The sequence below is a fragment of the Mesoflavibacter zeaxanthinifaciens DSM 18436 genome (assembly GCF_000422365.1).
GTDB classification, from domain to species: domain Bacteria; phylum Bacteroidota; class Bacteroidia; order Flavobacteriales; family Flavobacteriaceae; genus Mesoflavibacter; species Mesoflavibacter zeaxanthinifaciens.
Genome location: NZ_AULQ01000001.1, coordinates 120786 through 140651, shown reverse-complemented (window position 1 = coordinate 140651; position 19866 = coordinate 120786). Strand labels below are relative to the sequence as shown.

At 30.9% G+C, this 19866-nt stretch carries 23 protein-coding genes; 9 read left to right on the top strand and 14 right to left on the bottom strand.

What is annotated here, in order from left to right; all coding sequences use genetic code 11:
- Positions 1–123 precede the first annotated feature (123 nt).
- Genes rplI through rpsF form a run of 3 tightly spaced genes read right to left on the bottom strand, consistent with a single transcriptional unit; the run spans position 124 to position 1241 of the window.
- Positions 124–585 (bottom strand): 50S ribosomal protein L9, encoded by a 462-nt coding sequence (rplI, locus tag H574_RS0100680; protein ID WP_027878688.1) that lies wholly within the window; start codon positions 583–585, stop codon positions 124–126.
- 15 nt (positions 586–600) lie between these two features.
- A complete protein-coding gene (rpsR, locus tag H574_RS0100675) occupies positions 601–897 on the bottom strand; it encodes a 30S ribosomal protein S18 (RefSeq protein ID WP_027878687.1) in 297 nt (98 codons plus the stop codon).
- Positions 898–902: 5 nt separating this feature from the next.
- Positions 903–1241, bottom strand: coding sequence for a 30S ribosomal protein S6 (gene rpsF, locus H574_RS0100670; protein ID WP_027878686.1), 339 nt, complete (start codon positions 1239–1241; stop codon positions 903–905).
- 214 nt (positions 1242–1455) lie between these two features.
- On the opposite strand from rpsF, the gene H574_RS0100665 reads away from it, so the two are divergent.
- Positions 1456–2151, top strand: coding sequence for a LytR/AlgR family response regulator transcription factor (locus tag H574_RS0100665; protein WP_027878685.1), 696 nt, complete (start codon positions 1456–1458; stop codon positions 2149–2151).
- Between the two features lie 68 nt (positions 2152–2219).
- On the opposite strand, the gene priA is transcribed toward H574_RS0100665, so the two are convergent.
- From priA to nadC, 4 genes are read right to left on the bottom strand one after another with little or no spacing between them, the layout of a single operon-like run.
- Positions 2220–4673, bottom strand: coding sequence for a replication restart helicase PriA (gene priA / locus H574_RS0100660; RefSeq protein ID WP_036226874.1), 2454 nt, complete (start codon positions 4671–4673; stop codon positions 2220–2222).
- A gap of 19 nt (positions 4674–4692) precedes the next feature.
- Positions 4693–5106 (bottom strand): DUF2147 domain-containing protein, encoded by a 414-nt coding sequence (locus tag H574_RS0100655; RefSeq protein WP_036226872.1) that lies wholly within the window; start codon positions 5104–5106, stop codon positions 4693–4695.
- The gene (locus tag H574_RS0100650) at positions 5103–6026 is read right to left on the bottom strand and encodes a YihY/virulence factor BrkB family protein (RefSeq protein ID WP_027878682.1); all 924 of its coding nucleotides are present in this window, start codon (positions 6024–6026) and stop codon (positions 5103–5105) included. Before H574_RS0100650 ends, H574_RS0100655 begins: the two co-directional genes overlap by 4 nt.
- Positions 6027–6055: 29 nt before the next feature.
- Entirely contained in the window at positions 6056–6916 is an 861-nt protein-coding gene (nadC, locus tag H574_RS0100645; RefSeq protein WP_027878681.1) for a carboxylating nicotinate-nucleotide diphosphorylase, read from the bottom strand.
- 113 nt (positions 6917–7029) lie between these two features.
- Here nadC and rlmH point away from each other — a divergent pair, with 113 nt between their 5' ends.
- Entirely contained in the window at positions 7030–7503 is a 474-nt protein-coding gene (gene rlmH / locus H574_RS0100640) for a 23S rRNA (pseudouridine(1915)-N(3))-methyltransferase RlmH (RefSeq protein ID WP_027878680.1), read from the top strand.
- Here rlmH and H574_RS0100635 read toward each other — a convergent pair whose 3' ends face one another.
- Both H574_RS0100635 and hpf read right to left on the bottom strand, forming a co-directional pair.
- Positions 7504–7686: a hypothetical protein gene (locus H574_RS0100635; protein ID WP_027878679.1), complete on the bottom strand. Its 183-nt coding sequence runs from the start codon at positions 7684–7686 to the stop codon at positions 7504–7506.
- A gap of 93 nt (positions 7687–7779) precedes the next feature.
- Positions 7780–8079, bottom strand: coding sequence for a ribosome hibernation-promoting factor, HPF/YfiA family (gene hpf, locus H574_RS0100630; protein ID WP_027878678.1), 300 nt, complete (start codon positions 8077–8079; stop codon positions 7780–7782).
- Positions 8080–8210: 131 nt separating this feature from the next.
- On the opposite strand from hpf, the gene H574_RS0100625 reads away from it, so the two are divergent.
- From H574_RS0100625 to H574_RS0100610, 4 genes are all read left to right on the top strand, one after another.
- Complete coding sequence (locus tag H574_RS0100625) at positions 8211–8786, top strand: non-canonical purine NTP diphosphatase (RefSeq protein ID WP_027878677.1); 576 nt, start codon at positions 8211–8213, stop codon at positions 8784–8786.
- 204 nt (positions 8787–8990) lie between these two features.
- Positions 8991–10790 carry a DEAD/DEAH box helicase gene (locus tag H574_RS0100620; protein WP_027878676.1) on the top strand — a complete coding sequence of 600 codons (1800 nt, stop codon included), beginning with the start codon at positions 8991–8993 and terminating at the stop codon, positions 10788–10790.
- An 87-nt stretch (positions 10791–10877) separates the two neighbouring features.
- Complete coding sequence (locus tag H574_RS0100615; protein WP_027878675.1) at positions 10878–11723, top strand: carboxypeptidase-like regulatory domain-containing protein; 846 nt, start codon at positions 10878–10880, stop codon at positions 11721–11723.
- 23 nt (positions 11724–11746) lie between these two features.
- On the top strand, positions 11747–11998 hold the full coding sequence (locus H574_RS0100610; protein WP_027878674.1) for a hypothetical protein: 252 nt from the start codon (positions 11747–11749) through the stop codon (positions 11996–11998).
- Positions 11999–12007: 9 nt separating this feature from the next.
- Here H574_RS0100610 and H574_RS0100605 read toward each other — a convergent pair whose 3' ends face one another.
- Both H574_RS0100605 and H574_RS0100600 read right to left on the bottom strand, forming a co-directional pair.
- Positions 12008–12658 carry a TrmH family RNA methyltransferase gene (locus tag H574_RS0100605; protein WP_027878673.1) on the bottom strand — a complete coding sequence of 217 codons (651 nt, stop codon included), beginning with the start codon at positions 12656–12658 and terminating at the stop codon, positions 12008–12010.
- Between the two features lie 67 nt (positions 12659–12725).
- The gene (locus H574_RS0100600; protein WP_027878672.1) at positions 12726–13547 is read right to left on the bottom strand and encodes a hypothetical protein; all 822 of its coding nucleotides are present in this window, start codon (positions 13545–13547) and stop codon (positions 12726–12728) included.
- Between the two features lie 94 nt (positions 13548–13641).
- On the opposite strand from H574_RS0100600, the gene H574_RS0100595 reads away from it, so the two are divergent.
- A complete protein-coding gene (locus H574_RS0100595) occupies positions 13642–14316 on the top strand; it encodes an SIR2 family NAD-dependent protein deacylase (RefSeq protein ID WP_027878671.1) in 675 nt (224 codons plus the stop codon).
- A 3-nt stretch (positions 14317–14319) separates the two neighbouring features.
- Here H574_RS0100595 and H574_RS0100590 read toward each other — a convergent pair whose 3' ends face one another.
- The 3 genes from H574_RS0100590 to H574_RS0100580 all read right to left on the bottom strand — a co-directional run bounded on the left by H574_RS0100590 (position 14320) and on the right by H574_RS0100580 (position 17735).
- Entirely contained in the window at positions 14320–15957 is a 1638-nt protein-coding gene (locus H574_RS0100590) for an ABC-F family ATP-binding cassette domain-containing protein (protein WP_027878670.1), read from the bottom strand.
- A 62-nt stretch (positions 15958–16019) separates the two neighbouring features.
- The gene (locus H574_RS0100585) at positions 16020–17255 is read right to left on the bottom strand and encodes a glycosyltransferase (protein ID WP_027878669.1); all 1236 of its coding nucleotides are present in this window, start codon (positions 17253–17255) and stop codon (positions 16020–16022) included.
- A 3-nt stretch (positions 17256–17258) separates the two neighbouring features.
- Positions 17259–17735 carry a heme-binding domain-containing protein gene (locus H574_RS0100580; protein WP_027878668.1) on the bottom strand — a complete coding sequence of 159 codons (477 nt, stop codon included), beginning with the start codon at positions 17733–17735 and terminating at the stop codon, positions 17259–17261.
- Between the two features lie 34 nt (positions 17736–17769).
- Between H574_RS0100580 and H574_RS0100575 the strand changes: the two genes are divergently transcribed.
- Both H574_RS0100575 and purB read left to right on the top strand, forming a co-directional pair.
- Positions 17770–18333: a hypothetical protein gene (locus tag H574_RS0100575; protein WP_027878667.1), complete on the top strand. Its 564-nt coding sequence runs from the start codon at positions 17770–17772 to the stop codon at positions 18331–18333.
- A gap of 85 nt (positions 18334–18418) precedes the next feature.
- Entirely contained in the window at positions 18419–19762 is a 1344-nt protein-coding gene (gene purB, locus H574_RS0100570; RefSeq protein ID WP_027878666.1) for an adenylosuccinate lyase, read from the top strand.
- Positions 19763–19866: the final 104 nt, after the last annotated feature.

The window sequence follows — 19866 nt, the reverse complement described above, 5'->3', positions numbered from 1 at the left end:
AATTAACTTTCATTTTATTATGCATGCATAATAAACACATCGCAAAATTAACACAAAAAAAGCCACCTTAAAAAGGTGGCTTTAAATTTTATTTAAAATTTATTAACTTTTTGTTAACACATTTTAAGATTGTGCTACTACTTCAAATTCGATATCTGTAGATGCTTCACGGTGTAAACGTACAGTAGCCGTATATAGACCTAAACGTTTAATATTACCTCCAACGATAGAAACATACTTCTTATCTACAGTATGTCCTTCTTTTTCAAATGCTTCTACTAAATCTAATTTAGTTACAGAACCAAATAATTTATCTCCTGCAGATGCTCCTTCTGTAGCTTTTGCAGCTATTTTTATATCTAATTGTTTTAAAGCTTCTAACGTTTTGTTAGCTTCTTCAATTACTTTTTTGTCTTTAAATGCACGTTGCTTTAAAGTTTCCTCTAATGCCTTTTTAGCAGATTTTGTTGCTAAAATTGCTTGTCCTGTTGGGATTAAGAAGTTTCTACCATAACCGTTCTTTACCGTTACAACATCGTCTTTAAATCCTACGTTTTCAACGTCTTGTTTTAATATAAGTTCCATTGTGTTATGATAATTTTATTTTAATAAATCTGTTACGTATGGTAACAAAGCTAAGTGACGAGCTCTTTTTACAGCTACAGATACTTTTCTTTGGTATTTTAAAGAAGTACCTGTTAAACGTCTTGGTAAAATTTTACCTTGCTCGTTTACAAAGTTTAATAACCAGTCTGCATCTTTGTAATCTACATACTTAATACCAGACTTTTTAAAACGACAATACTTTTTAGTCTTGTTAGTTTCTATATTTAAAGGAGTTAAATATCTAATTTCTCCTTCTTTTTTTCCTTTTGCTTGTTGTTCGATACTTGCCATGATGATTACGCTTTTTGTTTAAGTTTTTCTCTTCTACGTTCTGCCCATGCAACAGCGTGCTTATCCATTGCTACAGTTAAATAACGCATAAAACGCTCGTCACGTCTAAATTCTAACTCTAAAGGCTCTATTACTTCTCCTTCTACTTGGTACTCAAATAAGTGATAAAAACCACTTTTTTTGTTTTGAATAGGGTAAGCTAATTTTTTTAGTCCCCAATCTTCTTTCGATACCATCTTAGCTCCTCTAGAAACAAGAAAATCTTCGTATTTCTTTACTGTCTCCTTTATCTGTGTTTCAGATAAAACGGGATTTAAGATGAAAACAGTTTCATAATGATTCATAAAAATCTATTTTATTGTGTTAAAAATGAGTGCAAAAGTAATTCTTTTTATTTAATAACACAATACCCTTGTAAATATTTCTGTTAAACGACTTTTTAAATGTATATTCGAATGATTTTATTTTTATGTTAAAAAAATCATTTTACCGATGTTTTTTGGTTTTAATCCGTATTTTTTGTACTATTGTCGATAACTTAACCTTAACACTTACGCTATGATACTAAATTGTGTAGTTGTAGATGACTCGGCAATACAAAGATTGTCTATTGTAAAACTTATTGAAGGCAACAACAACCTTAATCTAATTGCTGAATACAGCAGCGCTTTAGAAACCAAAAATGGATTAAACACCCATAAGGTAGATCTTATCTTTTTAGATATAGAAATGCCTGTTCTTAATGGTTTTGAGCTTCTGGACGTTTTAAATAATAAGCCTCAAATTATTTTTGTTACAGGAAAAACCGAGTATGCTTTTAAAGCTTTTAATTACGATGCTACAGATTACTTACAAAAGCCAATCTCTAGAGATCGTTTTAATCAAGCTGTAGAAAAAGCTGTAGAGCAACACAAACTTAAACAAGACTTTAGTCAAGAAGAAGGCGAACATATTTTTGTAAAAAGTAATCTAAAAAAACGTAAGGTTTATATTAAGGACATTAAATGGATTGAAGCCTTAGGTGACTATGTTAAATTAGTTACAGAAGATACTAGCCTTGTTGTCCTATCTACTATGAAAGCTTTTGAAAAAGAACTACCTGAAGGTAAGTTTTTAAGAATACACAAATCTTATATTGTCAACCTTGATAAAATAGACAGATTTAATAGTAAAAATGTTGAAGTTGGAGCTTACGAAATACCGTTAAGTAGAAATAAAAAAACACAACTAGTTGAAGCTTTAAATAGCATATAAACTACTACTCTACTATAAAAATTAAAATCCTGTTTCTTTTTTGAAATGGGATTTTTTTTGGATTACACTTAATAATTATCCACATTCATTATTAAACGTACAGATTTAAAATCTCCTATTGCATTAAAAGTAGTTTCTACACGTTTTATAGCTTCTTTTGTTTTACCTAGATGTTGACCTTGAGGTATTTTAATTAAAATGTTTTTATGATACTGATTACGAATTCTTGATACTGGCGGAAACTCTGGTCCCAAAACATTATTTTTAAACAATTGTACCAATGCTTTAGCTAACCAATCTGCAGCCAAATTAACTTTATTATAATCACGATGTTTTAAAGTAATTTTTATTAACCTATAAAATGGTGGATATTTATAATTATATCGCTCTTCTAACTGCTCTTTAAACATACCTACATAATCATTTGTAGATACTTGCTGTAAAATTTTATGATACGGATTGTATGTTTGTATCAAAACTTTACCCCTTTTATCGGTACGTCCTGCACGACCTGATACTTGTAGCATTAATTGAAAACTTCTCTCATGCGCTCTAAAGTCAGGAAAATTTAACATGTTATCGGCATTCATTATACCTACTAGTTTGACATTTCTAAAATCTAAACCCTTGGTAAGCATTTGTGTACCAACCAAAATATCTATTTCTTGTTGTTCTAAAGCGGTAATAATCTTCTCGTAACCAAATTTTCCTCGTGTGGTATCTAAGTCCATTCTTGCTACTTTAAAATCTGGAAATAGTTCTTTTACCTCAGCTTCTATTTGCTCGGTACCAAATCCTACAGTATCTAAATCTGATGTGCCACAAGCCATACATTTTTGCTGCATAGCAATACCGTAACCACAATAATGACAACGTAGTTGTTTACGATATTGATGATAAGTTAAACTAACATCGCAATTTGGACATTGTGGCGAGTGACCACAAGTTGTACACTCTACAATTGGAGAATAACCTCGTCTATTTTGAAACAAAATAACTTGATACCCTTCTTTTAAAGTTTCTGTAATTTCTTCAATCAAGCGGTCAGAAAAATGACCTTTCATACGCTTTTTTTTGTACTTATCTTTTAGATCTACCAATTCTATATCTGGCATTTGTACATTATTATAACGTCTATTTATTTGTACTAATCCATATTTTTTTTCTTGTGCATTATGATAACTTTCTAAGCTTGGCGTAGCGCTTCCTAATAAAATTTTTGCCTTGAAAAATGATGCTAACACAACTGCAGAATCACGTGCGTGATAACGTGGTGCTGGATCAAATTGTTTAAAAGATTGCTCATGCTCTTCATCTACTATGATTAGCCCTAAATTATCAAATGGTAAAAATATGGATGATCGTGCTCCTAAAATTATTTTCGCTTTCGCGGAATTATGTAGCACATTATTATAAACCTCAACACGTTCATGCGCTGAATATTTACTATGAAAAACAGCTACTTGCTCTCCAAAATAATCTTGTAAACGACTAACCAATTGTGTAGTTAATGCAATTTCAGGAAGTAAATACAAGGCTTGTTTTCCTTCAGCTATTATATCTTCAATTAGCTTTACATAAACTTCTGTTTTCCCTGAAGATGTTACACCATGTAACAACACAACGTTTTGGTTTTCAAACTGATTTTTTATTTGCTGTAAAGCTTCTGTCTGATATTGATTTAACTGTTTACTTTCTGAGTTTTCTTCACCATTATATTGTACACGATCGGTTTGAATATGATATTCTTCTAAAATATTTTTATCTACCAACGTTTTAATGGTTGAAGATGTAGTCTTACTAACTTCTATCAACTCTGAAACTTTAACCGGTTTTTTTGTTCTTGCAGATATAGTAAAGAGATTTAAAATAACCTCTTTTTGTTTGGTTGCATTTTTGTTTAAATTGTCTAAAAGCGAATTTAACTCAGCTTCAGAAGCATACTTGCTACTTAACTTTACGTATCTAACGTATTTTGGCTTATACTTTTCGTAAATTTCTTCATTGAGGATTACTGCTTCTTTTTCAACCAAACGTTTAACTACAGGAAGCACATTTTTTTTATCTAAAATGTTAGATATATCTTGAATTTTTAACGACGATTGATGTTGCAAAGCTTCGTAAATTAAAAACTCGTCATCTTTTAAATCTTCTTCATTAATTACAGATGTTTTATTTGGGCTTATTATAGTTTCACTTTCTAACAAAAAAGCGTTTGGTAAGGCTGCACGCATGACTTCGCCTTCTGTACACATATAATATTTAGCTATCCATTGCCATAACCTAAGTTGTTGTTGGGTAACGATTGGAGCTTCATCTAAAATTTGATGAATATCTTTAGCGTCATAAACTAAAGGTGCAGTTTGGTGGATATTTGCAACAATACCTGTGTAGATTTTAGTTTTACCAAAAGGGATTGACACACGCATTCCTACTTGCAAAAATTCACTTTCTGCTCTTGTTATATTGTAAGTAAAGCGTTTTTCTAACGGAATTGGTAAAATGACGTCTATAAAATACAATTTGATTTAGTTTTAAAAGTTATTTTACTTTTTCCCAATATTGTGTAGAATATATAAATCCTAAATAACCTCTTACTTGAAGTTGACCTTTATCGTTTATTGCTAATCTTAGTTTATAGGTATTTCCGTTTTGAGGATCTAAAATAGTTCCGCCTTTATAATATTTACCGTCTTTAACTGCATCTTTTATGATGATTAAACCTAAAATAGGTTTATTATTATCATCACCTTCACATTTTGTACACAAAGCATTTACTTTAGACTGGTCATTAATTTGTATTATTTTTCCGTAAACAACTCCATTTTCTTCATAAATCTTTACTGTAGACTTTTTTTCACCTTTATCATTTATTGTTTGCCAATTACCAAAAATATCTTGAGCAGACATTGATAGACTGAAAAACAATAGTAATAATGTGATGTGTTTTATCATTTAAAACTTTTTCTTAATTGTTTAAGTGAAATATTTAACTCAAAACCTAGCAATAAAATATTGGCATTTAACCAAAGATAAAAAAGCAATATTAGTAATGCACCGATTGAGCCATAAAGTTCATTATACTTTGCAAAATTTTCTATATAAATACCAAATAAATATGAGGTTAACATAATTAAAATGGTAGTAAATAATGCTCCTACCGAAAAAAACTTGGAGGTTTTACCTTCTGCAGTACCAAAGTAATATAATACTGCAGTTGCCAAATACACCATTAAAACAAAGAAAATATACTGTGCAAAATTAGCCCAAAAATCTGTATTTCTAGAACCTATATATCCCTCAAAAGTAGACATGACGTATATTTGAAAATACCCTAATACTACTACAGTTACAATTAGTAAAAAACTTAATATTAAAGCTATTCCCAATGCATATAAATATTGTTTAACAACGTTTCTAGATAGTTGTTCATGATAAGAATTTTCAAAACCTGAAAATAAGGCATTAACGCCATTTGCCATTAAAAAAATAGATAATACAAACACAGATGAAATTAATCCTTCCTTATTTCCTTCTATGTTATTAAAGATATTTTCATAAAAAAAATCTGTAGTTGTTGCTGGTAAAAAGGACTCTAAGAAAACTAAAAAATCGGTTTGAAAATCGTCTATTGGAACAAAAGGAATTACTATTAAAATAAATAATAAAAAAGGAAACAACGCCATAAAAAAGCTATAAGCTATAGCACTTGCTCTTGCTGTTAATGCGCCTTTTGCTATACCAATAATGTACAATTCTAATAAATCATAAAGCGATAAACCTTCTAATCCTGGTAGTTTAATTTTACCTAATAATCTAACAATTATGTTAACTACAGGAATTTTATTTAGCTTATCCTCTATCGCTTTTGACATAAAATAATTTAGTCTTTATTTTTAATTTACTACTCAACTGCTTTTAAACTTAAATCTTTATTGTAAACTGAATGCGTTAATGCTCCAGAAGAGATATAATCTACACCGCAAAGTGCATATTCTCTAATCGTATTTTCGTTAATTCCTCCAGAGCTTTCGGTTAAGCATTTATCGCCTATAAGCTTTACAGCTTCTCTAGTATCTTCGTAATTAAAGTTATCAATTAAAATACGATATACACCATCAGATTTTAAAATTTCTTTAATTTCATTTAAATCTCTAGCTTCAACAATAATTTTTAAATCGCGATTAGTCTCTTTTAAATACTGCTTGGTTTTATCTATTGCTTTTGTGATACCTCCAGCAAAATCTATATGGTTATCCTTAAGCATAATCATATCGTATAACGCAAAACGATGGTTCTCTCCTCCTCCAATTTTTACAGCCCATTTTTCTAAAGCTCTAATACCTGGCGTAGTTTTACGTGTGTCTAAAACTTTAGTTCCTGTACCTTCTAAAAGATCTACAAATTCTCTTGTTTTTGTAGCAATAGCACTCATACGTTGCATTGCGTTTAACACTAAACGTTCTGCTTTTAAAATAGATTGCGATGCGCCTGTTACGTAAAACACTATATCTCCATATTTAACATGACTTCCGTCTTCAATCAAGGTTTCTATTTTCATGTTTGGATCAACATAATGGAATACTTTTTTAGCAAACTCTATACCTGCAATTATACCTTCATCTTTTACTAAAAGTTTAGCTTTTCCTTCTGCAGAAGCAGGTATACATGCTAAACTACTATGGTCGCCATCTCCTACATCTTCTCTAATAGCATTAGCTATAATTAACTCTATTTCTTTATCAAATTGTGCTTGACTGATCATGTTTGTAATGTTTTGTGTAAAAATAATAAATTGAATGACGTTTTACGATTATAGGTTTATGATTTTTTTAGATGAAATTAAAACATCATAACTCATAAAGTGTAAATTTGCGTATGACTATAAAACTACTTGCTATAGGAAAAACAGACAATAAGCAGCTGCAACAGCTTATTGACGATTATACAAAACGTTTAGGATTTTACATAAAATTTGAATTAGAAATAATTCCTGATTTAAAAAAGGTAAAAAACCTAAGTGAAGACCAACAAAAGCAAAAAGAAGGCGATCTTATTTTATCAAAAATAACACCTACAGATATTTTAATTTTGTTAGATGAAAACGGTAAACAATACGATAGCGTACAATTTGCTAATTACTTACAAAAGCACATGAATTCTGGAATCAAGCAACTGGTTTTTGTCATTGGCGGACCATATGGTTTTAGTCCAGAAGTATATAGTAAAGCAAGAGGAAAAGTTTCTTTATCTAAAATGACATTTTCTCATCAAATGGTACGCTTATTTATGATAGAACAGCTGTATAGAGGTTTTACCATTTTAAAAAATGAGCCTTACCACCATAGATAATTACTTAATCTTACACTGTTTTTGTTTACAAAACTGTCTATTTAATAAACCATTTGTAATGGTTGATAACGATATGATTAAAATAAAAAAGACATCCCAATTATCGCTATCCTTAAACAAAATTGCAGATACTAAAATTACTGTTGCCCAAATAATAGCATTTATTATAATTAATTTTTTCATACTAGTTTGACGCCATAATTTTAAAATTGTTACACAAAAAGCAAAAAGCTTATAAAAAAAGTTTTATAAGCTTTTAAACTGTATAATTAAATATTAGTGATTAACAAATGTATACTTGCGCTTTTTAAGCTGTTTTTCTAAATCTTTAATGGTGTGTTTTACAGCTTTTTCGTAATTATCTTCATTAGAAGTAGCAAAGATTCTTGGACCAGGTACGCTTAATTCTATTTTACAAATTTTACCTTTTATTGGATCATGTTGCTCTTTTTCAAAATGAACTTCAGCTTTAATAATCCAATCAAATTTTTCAGTTAAATTATTTAGTTTTTCAGTTACGTAAGTGTTCATAGCTTCGCTAGTAGACATATGAACGTATTGAATATTTATCGTCATTGTTTTAGGGTTTTGTATTAAACTATACTCAAATATAATATAGATAATCCGTGATAAAAATGACATAAATCATGTAATAGAAATCTATAAATACACATATTTAAATTACATTTGTGGTAAACCTTTTTAAGATGAAATTAGTCTTCGCTACCAACAATTTAAACAAGCTAAAAGAAGTACAAAGTTTAATACCAAAACATATTACTTTATTAAGTTTAAAAGATATACAGTGTTTTGAAGATATCCCAGAAACCCAAAACACCATTGAAGGTAACGCCATCCAAAAAGCAGAGTACATTAAAAATAATTATGGATACGACTGTTTTGCAGACGATACCGGACTAGAAGTTGAAGCATTAAATAACGAACCTGGAGTGTTTAGTGCACGCTACGCTGGACCACAACGTGATGCTAACGATAATATGGATTTATTGCTTAATAATCTAAAAGATAAACAGAACAGAAATGCGCAGTTTAAAACAGTTGTTGCACTACATTTAAACAATACATTAGAAACGTTTACCGGAATTTGCAAAGGTGAAATCACAACTGAAAGACATGGAGAAAAAGGTTTTGGTTACGATCCTATTTTTAAACCAAAAGGTTATCAAGACACTTTTGCCGAAATGGATTTAGAATTAAAAAACAAAATCGGGCATCGTGGTAAGGCTGTAAAATTGTTAGTTGATTTTTTAAATAAAATTTAGAATATATTAAAGCTTTACTAAATATTTTACCAAAACATTTAAATCTCAAATAAAAGACTATCTTTGCACGCTGAAACTCAAATTATTTTGAGATAAAAATTCCTCAGAGAGAGGATGTGTTACTAGAAGTTTTAGGTTTAAGTTTGTTCAATTCGCTTCTATATGTAACACCAACATAATGCAATTGAATACTTATATTTTAGAATGAGCACATTCCAACAACTTGGTCTTGACGCTAATTTGCTTCAAGCCATTACTGACTTAGGTTTTGAAACACCTAGTGAAGTTCAACAAAAAGCAATCCCAACACTTTTAGAAAGCGAACGCGATCTTGTAGCACTTGCACAAACAGGTACTGGTAAAACAGCAGCTTTTGGTTTCCCTATGTTACAAAAAATTGACGTTAACAGTCGTACAACACAAGGGTTAATACTATCTCCAACACGCGAGCTTTGTTTACAAATCACCAACGAAATGAAACTTTACGGTAAGTACCTTAATGGTCTTAACGTAACTGCAATATACGGTGGATCTAGTATTACAGAACAAGCAAGACAAGTTAAACGTGGCGCACAAATTATTGTAGCTACACCTGGCCGTATGAAAGATATGATTAGCCGTAACTTGGTCGACATCACTAAAATTCAATATGCTGTTTTAGATGAAGCTGATGAAATGTTAAACATGGGATTTTATGATGACATTAATGACATCTTAAAAGATACACCAGTAGACAAAAGCACATGGTTATTTAGTGCAACAATGCCTAAAGAAGTAGCAAGAATTGCTAAAGACTTTATGAGTAATCCTTTAGAGGTTACTGTTGGTAATAAAAATGAAAGTACATCTAACGTATCACACGAGTATTATTTAGTAAACTCTCGTGACCGTTATTTAGCTTTAAAACGATTAGCAGATGCTAATCCAGATATATTTTCTGTAATATTTTGTCGTACCAAAAGAGATACACAAAAAGTTGCAGAAAAACTTATTGAAGATGGTTACAATGCTGGCGCTTTACACGGCGATTTAAGTCAAAATCAACGTGATTTGGTTATGAAAGCGTTTAGAAACAATCAAATACAAATGCTTGTTGCAACAGATGTTGCTGCTCGTGGTATTGATGTAGACGATGTAACACACGTAATCAATTACCAATTACCTGACGAAATTGAAACCTATACACACCGTTCTGGTCGTACTGGACGTGCTGGTAAAACTGGTGTTTCTATGGTCATAGTTTCTAAAAGTGAGGTAAGAAAAATTAAGAGCATTGAACGTATTATAAAACGCGAATTTGATAAAAAAGAATTACCTGATGGTATGGAAATTTGCGAAGTACAATTAATGTCTTTAGCAAACAAAGTCCATAACACAGAAATGAATCACGAAATTGATGCTTACTTACCAAGCATTAACGAAATTTTTGAAGATACATCTAAAGAAGAATTAATTAAAAAATTCTTTTCTGTAGAGTTTTCGCGTTTCTTTAATTATTATAAAAACTCTAAAAACTTAAATGTAGAAGCATCTTCTCAAGACAGTGGTAGATCTTCTAGCGGAGATAGCACAAGATTCTTTATAAACGTTGGTAGAAAAGACGGTTATGATTGGATGAAACTTAAAGACTATTTAAGAGATACCTTAGAGCTTGGTCGTGATGATGTTTTTAAAGTTGATGTAAAAGATAGTTTCTCTTTCTTTAACACAGAAAAAGAACACCAAGAAAAAGTATTAGCTTTCTTTACAGATTTTAAAGAAAACGGACGTTTTATAAACGTAGAAATCACAGAAGATCGTGGTGGACGTGACAGAAAACGTGGCGGAGGAAGACGTCGTGATGGCGGAAACGACCGTAGACGAAGAAGCGACAAACCAAAAGGAGAAAGACGCAGCAGAAGAAGTGAAGACTCTAACAGCTCTAACAAAAAAAGTAAACGTAGCAACAGAGATAAATCTGAATTTAAATCTACACACGGTAGACCAAGACGCTCTAGACGTTAAACCTTTTTGTTAATATTTAGTCAAATATATAAGAAGACGCTATCAATTAGCGTTTTCTTTATTATTTTTAGAGCATTAAATAATTACATGAAGTCATTTTTTACCCTTTTAATTTTAGTATTTAGCATTCAGATTGGTCTTGCTCAAGACAACAAACAAAAAGATAATAAAAATACTACCCAAACAAGAACAGTAGATTCTACTCAAATAAAAAAAGATTCTACCGTTAAAGGGATAATTATTGATGCTACCACAAAAAAACCATTAGAAAACGTAAACATCGTTAACCTTAATCAAGTTATTGGTACGGCAACTAATAATAAAGGAGAATTTGAATTACGCGCAGTAGCTAACGATACATTACACTTATCTTACCTTGGTTTTAAATCTGTAAAAGTAAAAGTAACTAACGACTGGGTTAATAAAATTGAAAAATCTACCATTACATTAACCGAGCTGGCGTTAGCTTTAGAAGAAGTTGTTGTAAGCGAACTTAAATTAACAGGTTATTTAGAAGTAGATATCAAACAAGTAAATGTAAACAACAACTACAGATATAGTATTAGTGGGTTAAGTACAGGTTACGAAGCAGGAAAAAAACAACCTAATGCCATAAATAAAGTGTTAGGATCTATTTTTAATCCTCTTGACTTTTTATACAATACCTTTAGTAAAAAAGGAAGAGAGTTACATAAGCTTAAAAAGATGAAAGAGGACGATAACATCCGTAATACTTTAGTTAAGCGTTTTGACCGTGATATGCTTACAGCTTTACTTGGCGTTACAAAAGTAGATTTAGATGAAATTGTAAGTCAATGTAACTATTCTGCAGAGTTTATTAATACCGCTAACGATCTTCAAATATTAGATGCTATTAGTGAATGCTACGAAGAATATAAAGTATTAAGTAGAACACGAAAAAAACGTCTTTAGTCTTTTATTAAATTTCAATAAATATGAAAAAAGACAATTTTGATTTATTTGAAGTTTTTGAAAGTTTTGGGTTTATGATTTTTTTTGTTTTAATAGCATCAGTTGGAGGAATTATAAAATTTATCTTTCTCAACATCTTTAGCTTAATTACCTTTAACAAAATAATTAAATTAGAAAAGCTATGGAAAAAAGAAAATATTGAGAAGTATGCATTAAACCCTTGGAATTTTGCACTTACTTTATTTTCATGCTTTATACTTTTTAAATATATATAAAAGTATACTCTAAGAATAAAATCGTTCTACAATTTCGTCATAACTTTTAATTGTCTTTTTACACCAGTCTAAACGCTTTTCTAACTTCTCTGTTTCAGTTAATTGCCAATTTATATCTGTTTTTTTCAGTTTACTAGTTACGTGCTGTAAGATTATTGCTGCACTTACAGATATATTTAAACTTTCTGTAAAACCAACCATTGGTATTTTTAAATAAGCATCTGCTTGTTGTAAGACCTCATCAGATAATCCTTCGGTTTCTCTTCCAAAGAAAAAACACGACTTTTTTGTCACATCAAAGTCTGATAAATCACAGTCGTTTGTGTGTGGCGTTGTTGCTACAATTTGATACCCTTTAGCTTTTAAATCTTTAATACTGTCTTTTACTGTATGATAACGGTTTAAATCAACCCATTTTTGTGCGCCCATAGCAATTTCTCTATCTATGCGCTTTGTATTTTGCTCTTCTACAATATTTACTTCTTGTATACCAAAAACATCACAACTACGTATTACTGCACTAGTGTTATGTAATTGATACACATCTTCTGTTGCTACAGTAAAATGCTTTGTACGTTGGTCTAATACTTTATGAAAACGCTCTAAACGATTTTCTGTTAAATAACCTTCTAAATGTTCTAAAAGTTTAATATCTATCATGGGTTAAAAATAAAAAAACCTGACAGTTATTTGCTATCAGGTTTACTTTAATATTTAAATTTTGAGCCTAATTAGATCCTATATTTCCTTGTGCTAAATGATAGTTTGTAGTTGTTTCACTTAAAACAACATCTACATAGGCGTCAATAGTTAGTAGATCTTGATAAAGTAATGGATTTCCGTTTTCATCTTCTGCTATGTTAGAAAAGCTTTTTCCTGTTGTCCCATCTATATTATTAAAAGCATAAATAAGACTACCTGGTGCATTTGCTAAATCTCCAGAATATATATAAGCAGGATGAGATCCTCCAGATGGCAAATTAGAAAGGTTAAAAACAGCTAATGCTTCACCATTAATACGTTCTGTAAAAGTTATGTTTCCTGATACGCCATCTAAATCTACTTCTTGCAATGTATAACTTGTAGTATTTTGGGTTAACTCATTTTGACCTATATCTACATATGCTACTATTTGAGAGTTATTACTATCTACACGTACAGTCAAATAACCATCCATATTTAGTAATTGTTGATATGAAATTTGCGTACCGTCATCTTTAGTATTAAAAGTTGTAAAGCTTTCTCCTGATGCGCCGCTAGCAGGAACTAAACTAATGCTAATTGGACCAGTTTCAGCAGCTGTATTAGAGTGGATATAAGCTGGTAACATTGCGTTAGATGGTGTTCCTGTTAGATTTAACTCTACACTTATAGTTCCGTTAGAATTATTTATAAAACGTGCAGTCCCAGAAACACTATAACCATTTGCAGATTGTAATTGATATGTTTTTGAAGCTATTTCTACATTCTCTTCAACATCATCTTTTGTACAACTTGAGAAAACAATAAAAATTGAAAATAGTATTGAAATTTTTTTTAAGATTTCCATGGATTGAAATTATTGATTAGTTTTAATTAATTGTTTAAGATTTTAAGCGACATTATCTTAAACTGCATTTACTTGGCTAAAATAACACAAAAAAATGAAACACCTTGTAGTTTTAACTGGCGCTGGCATGAGTGCAGAAAGCGGATTAAAAACTTTTAGAGACGAAAATGGTTTGTGGGAAGGACATGACGTAATGAAAGTAGCTTCTCCACAAGGTTTTGCTAGTAATCCCAATTTAGTTTTAGAATTTTACAACCAACGTAGAAGACAATTAAAAACTGTACAACCAAATGCTGCTCACAAGGCTTTAGCCAAACTTGAAAACAGCTTTAAAGTATCTATAATTACTCAAAACGTAGACGATTTACATGAACGTGCAGGCAGCAGTAATGTAACTCACTTACATGGTGAACTATTTAAAGCAAGAAATATTGCTGATGAAACTTCTGTTGTGCATTGGGAAGATGATATTGTTTTAGGTACAACAGATAAAAACGGGATACAATTAAGACCACACATTGTTTGGTTTGGAGAAGATGTTCCGTTGTTTGAAAAAGCCATTAGCATCTGTCAAACTGCCGATATTTTATTAATTATTGGCACCTCTTTACAAGTCTATCCTGCTGCTAGTTTGATGCATTACACTGCGCAGAATACTCCTAAGTTTTATATAGATCCTAAACCTTCAATAGCATCAAAAGAGAATTTAACAGTAATAGGTAAAACTGCTACAGAAGGTATTAAAGATTTTGTAAATAAAATACGTTAGTGCTTATTTATTAAGATTTATATCTGCTATTCGCTCTATACGATTACGCTCTAAGAACGCATCTATAGTTTCAAAATGTTCTATAACGCGTTGATCTTTAAATTCGAATACTTTTTGAGATAACCCTTGCAAAAAGTCACGATCATGAGACACTAAAATCAATGTACCATCAAACTCTAAAAGTGCTTCTTTTAAAACGTCTTTAGATTTTAAATCTAGATGGTTTGTAGGCTCATCTAAAATCAACAAGTTAACTGGTTCTAAAAGCAATTTAACCATTGCTAATCTGGTTTTTTCTCCTCCAGACAATACACCAACTTTTTTATCAATATCATCACCAGCAAACATAAAACGACCTAAAATATTTTTTATTTGTGTTCTAATATCGCCTTGTGCAACTTCATCTACAGTTTGAAAAATAGTTAATTCTTCATCTAATAAAGAAGCTTGGTTTTGAGCAAAATAACCAACTTTAACATTGTGTCCTAATTGGCAAGTACCATCAACTTCAATTTCATTTAAAATGGCTTTTATCATTGTAGATTTTCCTTCACCATTTCTTCCAACAAAACAGACTTTTTCGCCTCTTGCTATAGACATATTTGCATCTTTAAAAACGACTTTATTATCGTATGCTTTTGAAACGTCTTTAACTGTAACAGGATAATCTCCAGATCTTGGTGCTGGCGGAAAACGTAATTTTAATGAAGAGTTATCTATTTCGTCAATTTCAATAATTTCTAACTTTTCAAGCATACGCTCGCGTGAAGCAACTTGATTAGTTTTAGAATAGGTGCCTTTAAAACGCTCTATAAACGCCATATTATCGGCAATAAACTTTTGTTGTTCTTGGTACGCTTTTAATTGATGGCTACGTCTATCTGCGCGTAATTGTAAATAGTGACTGTAATTGGCTTTATAGTCGTAAATACGTCCCATAGTTACTTCTATAGTACGATTGGTGATATTATCAATAAATGCTCTATCGTGAGAGATTACCATAACCGCATTGGCTTTGTTAACTAAAAAGTCTTCTAACCAAATTACAGACTCTATATCTATATGGTTTGTAGGCTCATCTAACAGGATTAAATCTGGTTTTTGTAATAATATTTTTGCTAACTCGATTCGCATACGCCAACCTCCAGAAAACTCGTTGGTTTGACGGGTAAAATCTTCTTGTTTAAAACCTAAACCTTTAAGTGCTTTTTCTACTTCGGCATCATAATTAACATCTTCTAATGCATAATATTTTTCACCTAAATCGGAAACTTTTTCTATGATAGACATATACTCGTCACTTTCGTAATCTGTACGTGTTTCTAATGCTTTGTTAAGCTTGTCCATTTCATCACGCATTTCAAAAACATGTTTAAATGCTTTTGCTGCTTCTTCAAAAACGGTACAATTATCTTCTGTCAATAAATGCTGTGGTAAGTAGGCAATTACAGCATCTTTTGGTGTACGCACGTGTCCTCTAGTTGCATTTTGTACACCTGCAACAATCTTCATCATTGTAGATTTTCCTGCACCGTTTTTTCCCATAAGGGCAATTTTATCGGTTGGGTTTATAACAAAAGACACGTCTTTAAATAGCGTTGTTCCGCTAAATTCTACTGCTAAATTATCTACTGAAATCATAAAAATAATCCTATAAGTTTAGGGTTGCGAAAGTAATAAAAAGAGTAATGTAATGTTCTATTTTATTTATTCTTCTCTTCTATCCACTTACTCATATACTTATTACTTTGTAGTGTATGATGTTGTAGTATTTGTCCTATGAAGTTTTTTTGACGACGAAGCGGTAATTCGGCTTCAATATGCTTTATAGTTTCAATAGTATCTTTTAAGTAGATATTTTTGTCAAAAAATGTATTAAGTATTCTAAACCCATTTTTTTGTTTACCACGCCAATAAATTTTGTTGGTATAAAGCTCTACCGCTTGTTTAGCAAAATTTTTGGCATCATCTTCTATAAAAGCATTAGTGTCTTTTAATGTACCATACATACCTTCTGCTCCAATAGTTGTTGTTACACAAGGTGTCCCTGTTTTCATGGCATCAATAATTTTTCCTTTTAAACCAGCACCAAAACGTAATGGTGCTAAAAGTACTTTGGCTTGTTTTACAACTTCTGAAACGTCTTCGGCAAATCCTTTAATTAAAAATCCATTTTTAGGATCATTTAATTGTAAATGTTTTTGTGATACATATGCGCCATATACATGCATTTCGGCTTTTGGCAATTCTTTTCTTATTAATGGCCAAATATCGGTTTTAAGGTAATTTACCGCATCTTCGTTAGGCTGATGTAAAAAATTACCAATGGTTACAAAGTGTTGACGTTGCTTAAAATTAGGAACTTGTTTTTGATCCTCAATAGACACTGGATCCAACATAAAAGGTAAATAATACAGTAAGTTTGGGCTTATATTAAACTGTGTTATTAAGATATCTTGTTCTACTTGAGAGATGATCAAACTTAAATCTGATCTTAAAATGCTTGCAATTTCGCGTTTTGCAAAATCATTTTGTAAATAAGAAATATTAAAAAGAGCTTGATCCTTTAAAGCTTGTTGTCTTCCTTTTCTTAAAAAATGTAAATCTTCTGTATCTAAAATTCTTAAAGCATCAGGACACTGCTCTGCAACACGCCAACCAAACTGTTCTTCGGTCATAAAACGATCAAAAAGGACAATATTTGGGTTTAGTTTTTTTATAAAAGTATCAAAACTAGAGTCGTTCAACTTAATGCTTTCAACTTTTATATTAATAGATTCAAGATCATAAGCGTTATCTGTTTTACTACAAGTTGTAGCAAAAGTAATATTGTAATCAGCTTGCTGAAACATTTCAATAAGCTGTAACATCCTACTACCTGCAGCCGAACTTTTAGGTTCTGGCCAAACAAACCCTATGATTAATAACTTTTTACTCATTTATTATTTTTGAGGAATAGATTGCAATGCATAACCCATGCGTACTTTTTTTGCCCAAGCAACAACAGCTTCAATTTGTTCTGGACTTAAATCTGCTTCTGTATGGGACCAAGTATAGCTAGGTAAAGGCATTTCTTTTTCTTCTACTTCTTCTATTAATTCTTCAAATTTATGATCTTTTCTTTTTACAGAATATTCTGACCATTTAGAAAAGTTTAGGTGTTTTTTTCCGTCTTCTACATGTTCTGCCATCCAATAATTTACTGGTGTAATTTTACTATACCATGGGTAAACTGTATTACTACTATGACAATCAAAACAAGTATTTTTTAAAATAGCTTTAACCTCTTCATTTGGATTTGTCTCTTCTAAAAAAGCAGTAAGATCTTTAGTGTCTCCTGTATTTTTATCTGGAGAAAAAAATTGAGCAATAACTAAAACCACAAGCAATGCTATTAGAATTTTCTTTACTATTTTCATTTTAATTAAATTTAAACGCTAAAAATAGTAAATCTTGACTACAGAAACACTTTATAAAGAATTAAATTACGTTAACCATTCTAGAGAAAAAAGAATGTATTATGCACAAATGGTTATTAATGACAGTAGTTTGATCCCAAAACTTATTGAGATTTTAATGCAAGTTGATGATAAAGTTTCTCCAAGAGCAGCATGGGTTTTAGAGTTTGTATGCAAGGATAATTTAAATGTTATCATTCCTTATTTAGATCTATTTACCACAAACATGCATCAGGTTAAAAAAGAACAAGCGGTTAGACCAGTTGCTAAAATTTGCGAATACTTAGCTAACGCCTACTTTTCTAAAACAGAAAATAAAATAAAAGACGCTTTAACACAAACGCATAAAGAACGTATTATTGAAGTCGCTTTTGAGTATATGATTGGAGATTATAAAGTAGCACCTAAAGCGTATTCTATGACTACTTTATACCTTTTTGGAAAAGAATTTAATTGGATCCATCCAGAATTAGCTATTATATTAGAGCGTGATTTTTATAATGAAAGTGCCGCTTTTAAAGCTAGAGCAAGACACATTTTAAAAAAAATCAAAGCTTAACTTTTTTGAAAAAATTATAGACTGATTAATTTTTGTCTTCCTCTTAAAAAACTATCTTTATGCCTTTCAAAAAAACAAGCAAAATATGTCTTTAAGCCAATTAAATGCCATCTCTCCTATTGATGGTAGATACAGAAATAAAGTAGAAAAGTTACAAGATTTTTTCTCTGAAGAAGCATTAATCAAATATCGTGTTTTAGTTGAAATTGAATATTTTATTGCGCTTTGTGAAGTGCCATTACCTCAACTAGAGAATGTTAATACATCTGTATTTGAAGACCTTAGAAAAATTTACAAAGAATTTTCTTCTGAAGACGCGCAAGCCATCAAAGACATAGAAAAAGTAACCAACCACGATGTAAAAGCAGTTGAATACTTTATTAAAGAAAAGTTTGATACACTTGGACTAAGTGATCATAAAGAATTTATTCACTTTGGTTTAACCTCTCAAGATATTAATAATACAGCAATACCATTAAGTATTAAGGAAGCAATGAATGATGCTTACGTACCAGAATACCTTAATGTTTTAAAAGAATTAAAACGTCTTGCTGAAGAGTGGAAAGATGTACCAATGCTTGCCAGAACACACGGTCAACCAGCATCTCCTACACGATTAGGAAAAGAGATTATGGTTTTTGTTGTGAGACTTGAAGAGCAATTTAACTTACTTAACGATATACCAAGCGCTGCAAAATTTGGTGGTGCAACAGGTAATTACAACGCACACAAAGTTGCATATCCAAATATAGATTGGAAAGCTTTTGGGACTAGTTTTGTTCAAGAAAAATTAGGTTTACAACATTCTTTCCCAACAACACAAATAGAGCATTATGACCACATGGCTGCTTTATTTGACTGCTTAAAACGCATCAACACCATTATAATTGACCTTGACAGAGATATTTGGACGTATGTGTCTATGGACTATTTTAAGCAAAAAATTAAAAAAGGAGAAGTTGGTAGTAGCGCAATGCCACATAAAGTAAATCCTATAGATTTTGAAAACTCTGAAGGAAACTTAGGTATTGCAAATGCTATTTTCGAGCATCTTTCTGCAAAATTACCGATATCTAGATTACAACGCGACCTTACAGATAGTACAGTTTTACGTAATGTTGGTGTACCATTTGGACATACTTTAATTGGCTTTGCTTCAACTTTAAAAGGTTTAGGTAAATTACTTTTAAACGAAGTTAAGTTTGCTGATGACTTAGAAAACAATTGGGCTGTAGTTGCAGAAGCCATTCAAACCATTTTAAGACGTGAAGGTTATCCTAACCCTTACGAAGCTTTAAAAGGTTTAACAAGAACTAATGAAACTATAAACCAAAATTCTATTTCAAATTTTATTGATACATTAGACGTAAATGATTCGATAAAAAATGAATTAAAAGCTATAACACCTAGTAACTATACAGGAATTTAAAATGTTTAAAGACAAGACTTCTATATTATTTGCAACCATAACCCTTCTAGTATTTTTTTTAGGAGGTTTATTTGATGTGTTATACAATCCTATTGTTATTGGTG

What these genes read in the sequence shown, in the direction of transcription:
- rplI (WP_027878688.1), bottom strand. Translation starts at nt 585, where the DNA reads ATGGAACTTATATTAAAACAAGACGTTGAAAACGTAGGATTTAAAGAC.
- rpsR (WP_027878687.1), bottom strand. Translation starts at nt 897, where the DNA reads ATGGCAAGTATCGAACAACAAGCAAAAGGAAAAAAAGAAGGAGAAATT.
- rpsF (WP_027878686.1), bottom strand. Translation starts at nt 1,241, where the DNA reads ATGAATCATTATGAAACTGTTTTCATCTTAAATCCCGTTTTATCTGAA.
- H574_RS0100665 (WP_027878685.1), top strand. Translation starts at nt 1,456, where the DNA reads ATGATACTAAATTGTGTAGTTGTAGATGACTCGGCAATACAAAGATTG.
- H574_RS0100655 (WP_036226872.1), bottom strand. Translation starts at nt 5,106, where the DNA reads ATGATAAAACACATCACATTATTACTATTGTTTTTCAGTCTATCAATG.
- H574_RS0100650 (WP_027878682.1), bottom strand. Translation starts at nt 6,026, where the DNA reads ATGTCAAAAGCGATAGAGGATAAGCTAAATAAAATTCCTGTAGTTAAC.
- nadC (WP_027878681.1), bottom strand. Translation starts at nt 6,916, where the DNA reads ATGATCAGTCAAGCACAATTTGATAAAGAAATAGAGTTAATTATAGCT.
- rlmH (WP_027878680.1), top strand. Translation starts at nt 7,030, where the DNA reads ATGACTATAAAACTACTTGCTATAGGAAAAACAGACAATAAGCAGCTG.
- H574_RS0100635 (WP_027878679.1), bottom strand. Translation starts at nt 7,686, where the DNA reads ATGAAAAAATTAATTATAATAAATGCTATTATTTGGGCAACAGTAATT.
- hpf (WP_027878678.1), bottom strand. Translation starts at nt 8,079, where the DNA reads ATGACGATAAATATTCAATACGTTCATATGTCTACTAGCGAAGCTATG.
- H574_RS0100625 (WP_027878677.1), top strand. Translation starts at nt 8,211, where the DNA reads ATGAAATTAGTCTTCGCTACCAACAATTTAAACAAGCTAAAAGAAGTA.
- H574_RS0100620 (WP_027878676.1), top strand. Translation starts at nt 8,991, where the DNA reads ATGAGCACATTCCAACAACTTGGTCTTGACGCTAATTTGCTTCAAGCC.
- H574_RS0100615 (WP_027878675.1), top strand. Translation starts at nt 10,878, where the DNA reads ATGAAGTCATTTTTTACCCTTTTAATTTTAGTATTTAGCATTCAGATT.
- H574_RS0100610 (WP_027878674.1), top strand. Translation starts at nt 11,747, where the DNA reads ATGAAAAAAGACAATTTTGATTTATTTGAAGTTTTTGAAAGTTTTGGG.
- H574_RS0100605 (WP_027878673.1), bottom strand. Translation starts at nt 12,658, where the DNA reads ATGATAGATATTAAACTTTTAGAACATTTAGAAGGTTATTTAACAGAA.
- H574_RS0100600 (WP_027878672.1), bottom strand. Translation starts at nt 13,547, where the DNA reads ATGGAAATCTTAAAAAAAATTTCAATACTATTTTCAATTTTTATTGTT.
- H574_RS0100595 (WP_027878671.1), top strand. Translation starts at nt 13,642, where the DNA reads ATGAAACACCTTGTAGTTTTAACTGGCGCTGGCATGAGTGCAGAAAGC.
- H574_RS0100590 (WP_027878670.1), bottom strand. Translation starts at nt 15,957, where the DNA reads ATGATTTCAGTAGATAATTTAGCAGTAGAATTTAGCGGAACAACGCTA.
- H574_RS0100585 (WP_027878669.1), bottom strand. Translation starts at nt 17,255, where the DNA reads ATGAGTAAAAAGTTATTAATCATAGGGTTTGTTTGGCCAGAACCTAAA.
- H574_RS0100580 (WP_027878668.1), bottom strand. Translation starts at nt 17,735, where the DNA reads ATGAAAATAGTAAAGAAAATTCTAATAGCATTGCTTGTGGTTTTAGTT.
- purB (WP_027878666.1), top strand. Translation starts at nt 18,419, where the DNA reads ATGTCTTTAAGCCAATTAAATGCCATCTCTCCTATTGATGGTAGATAC.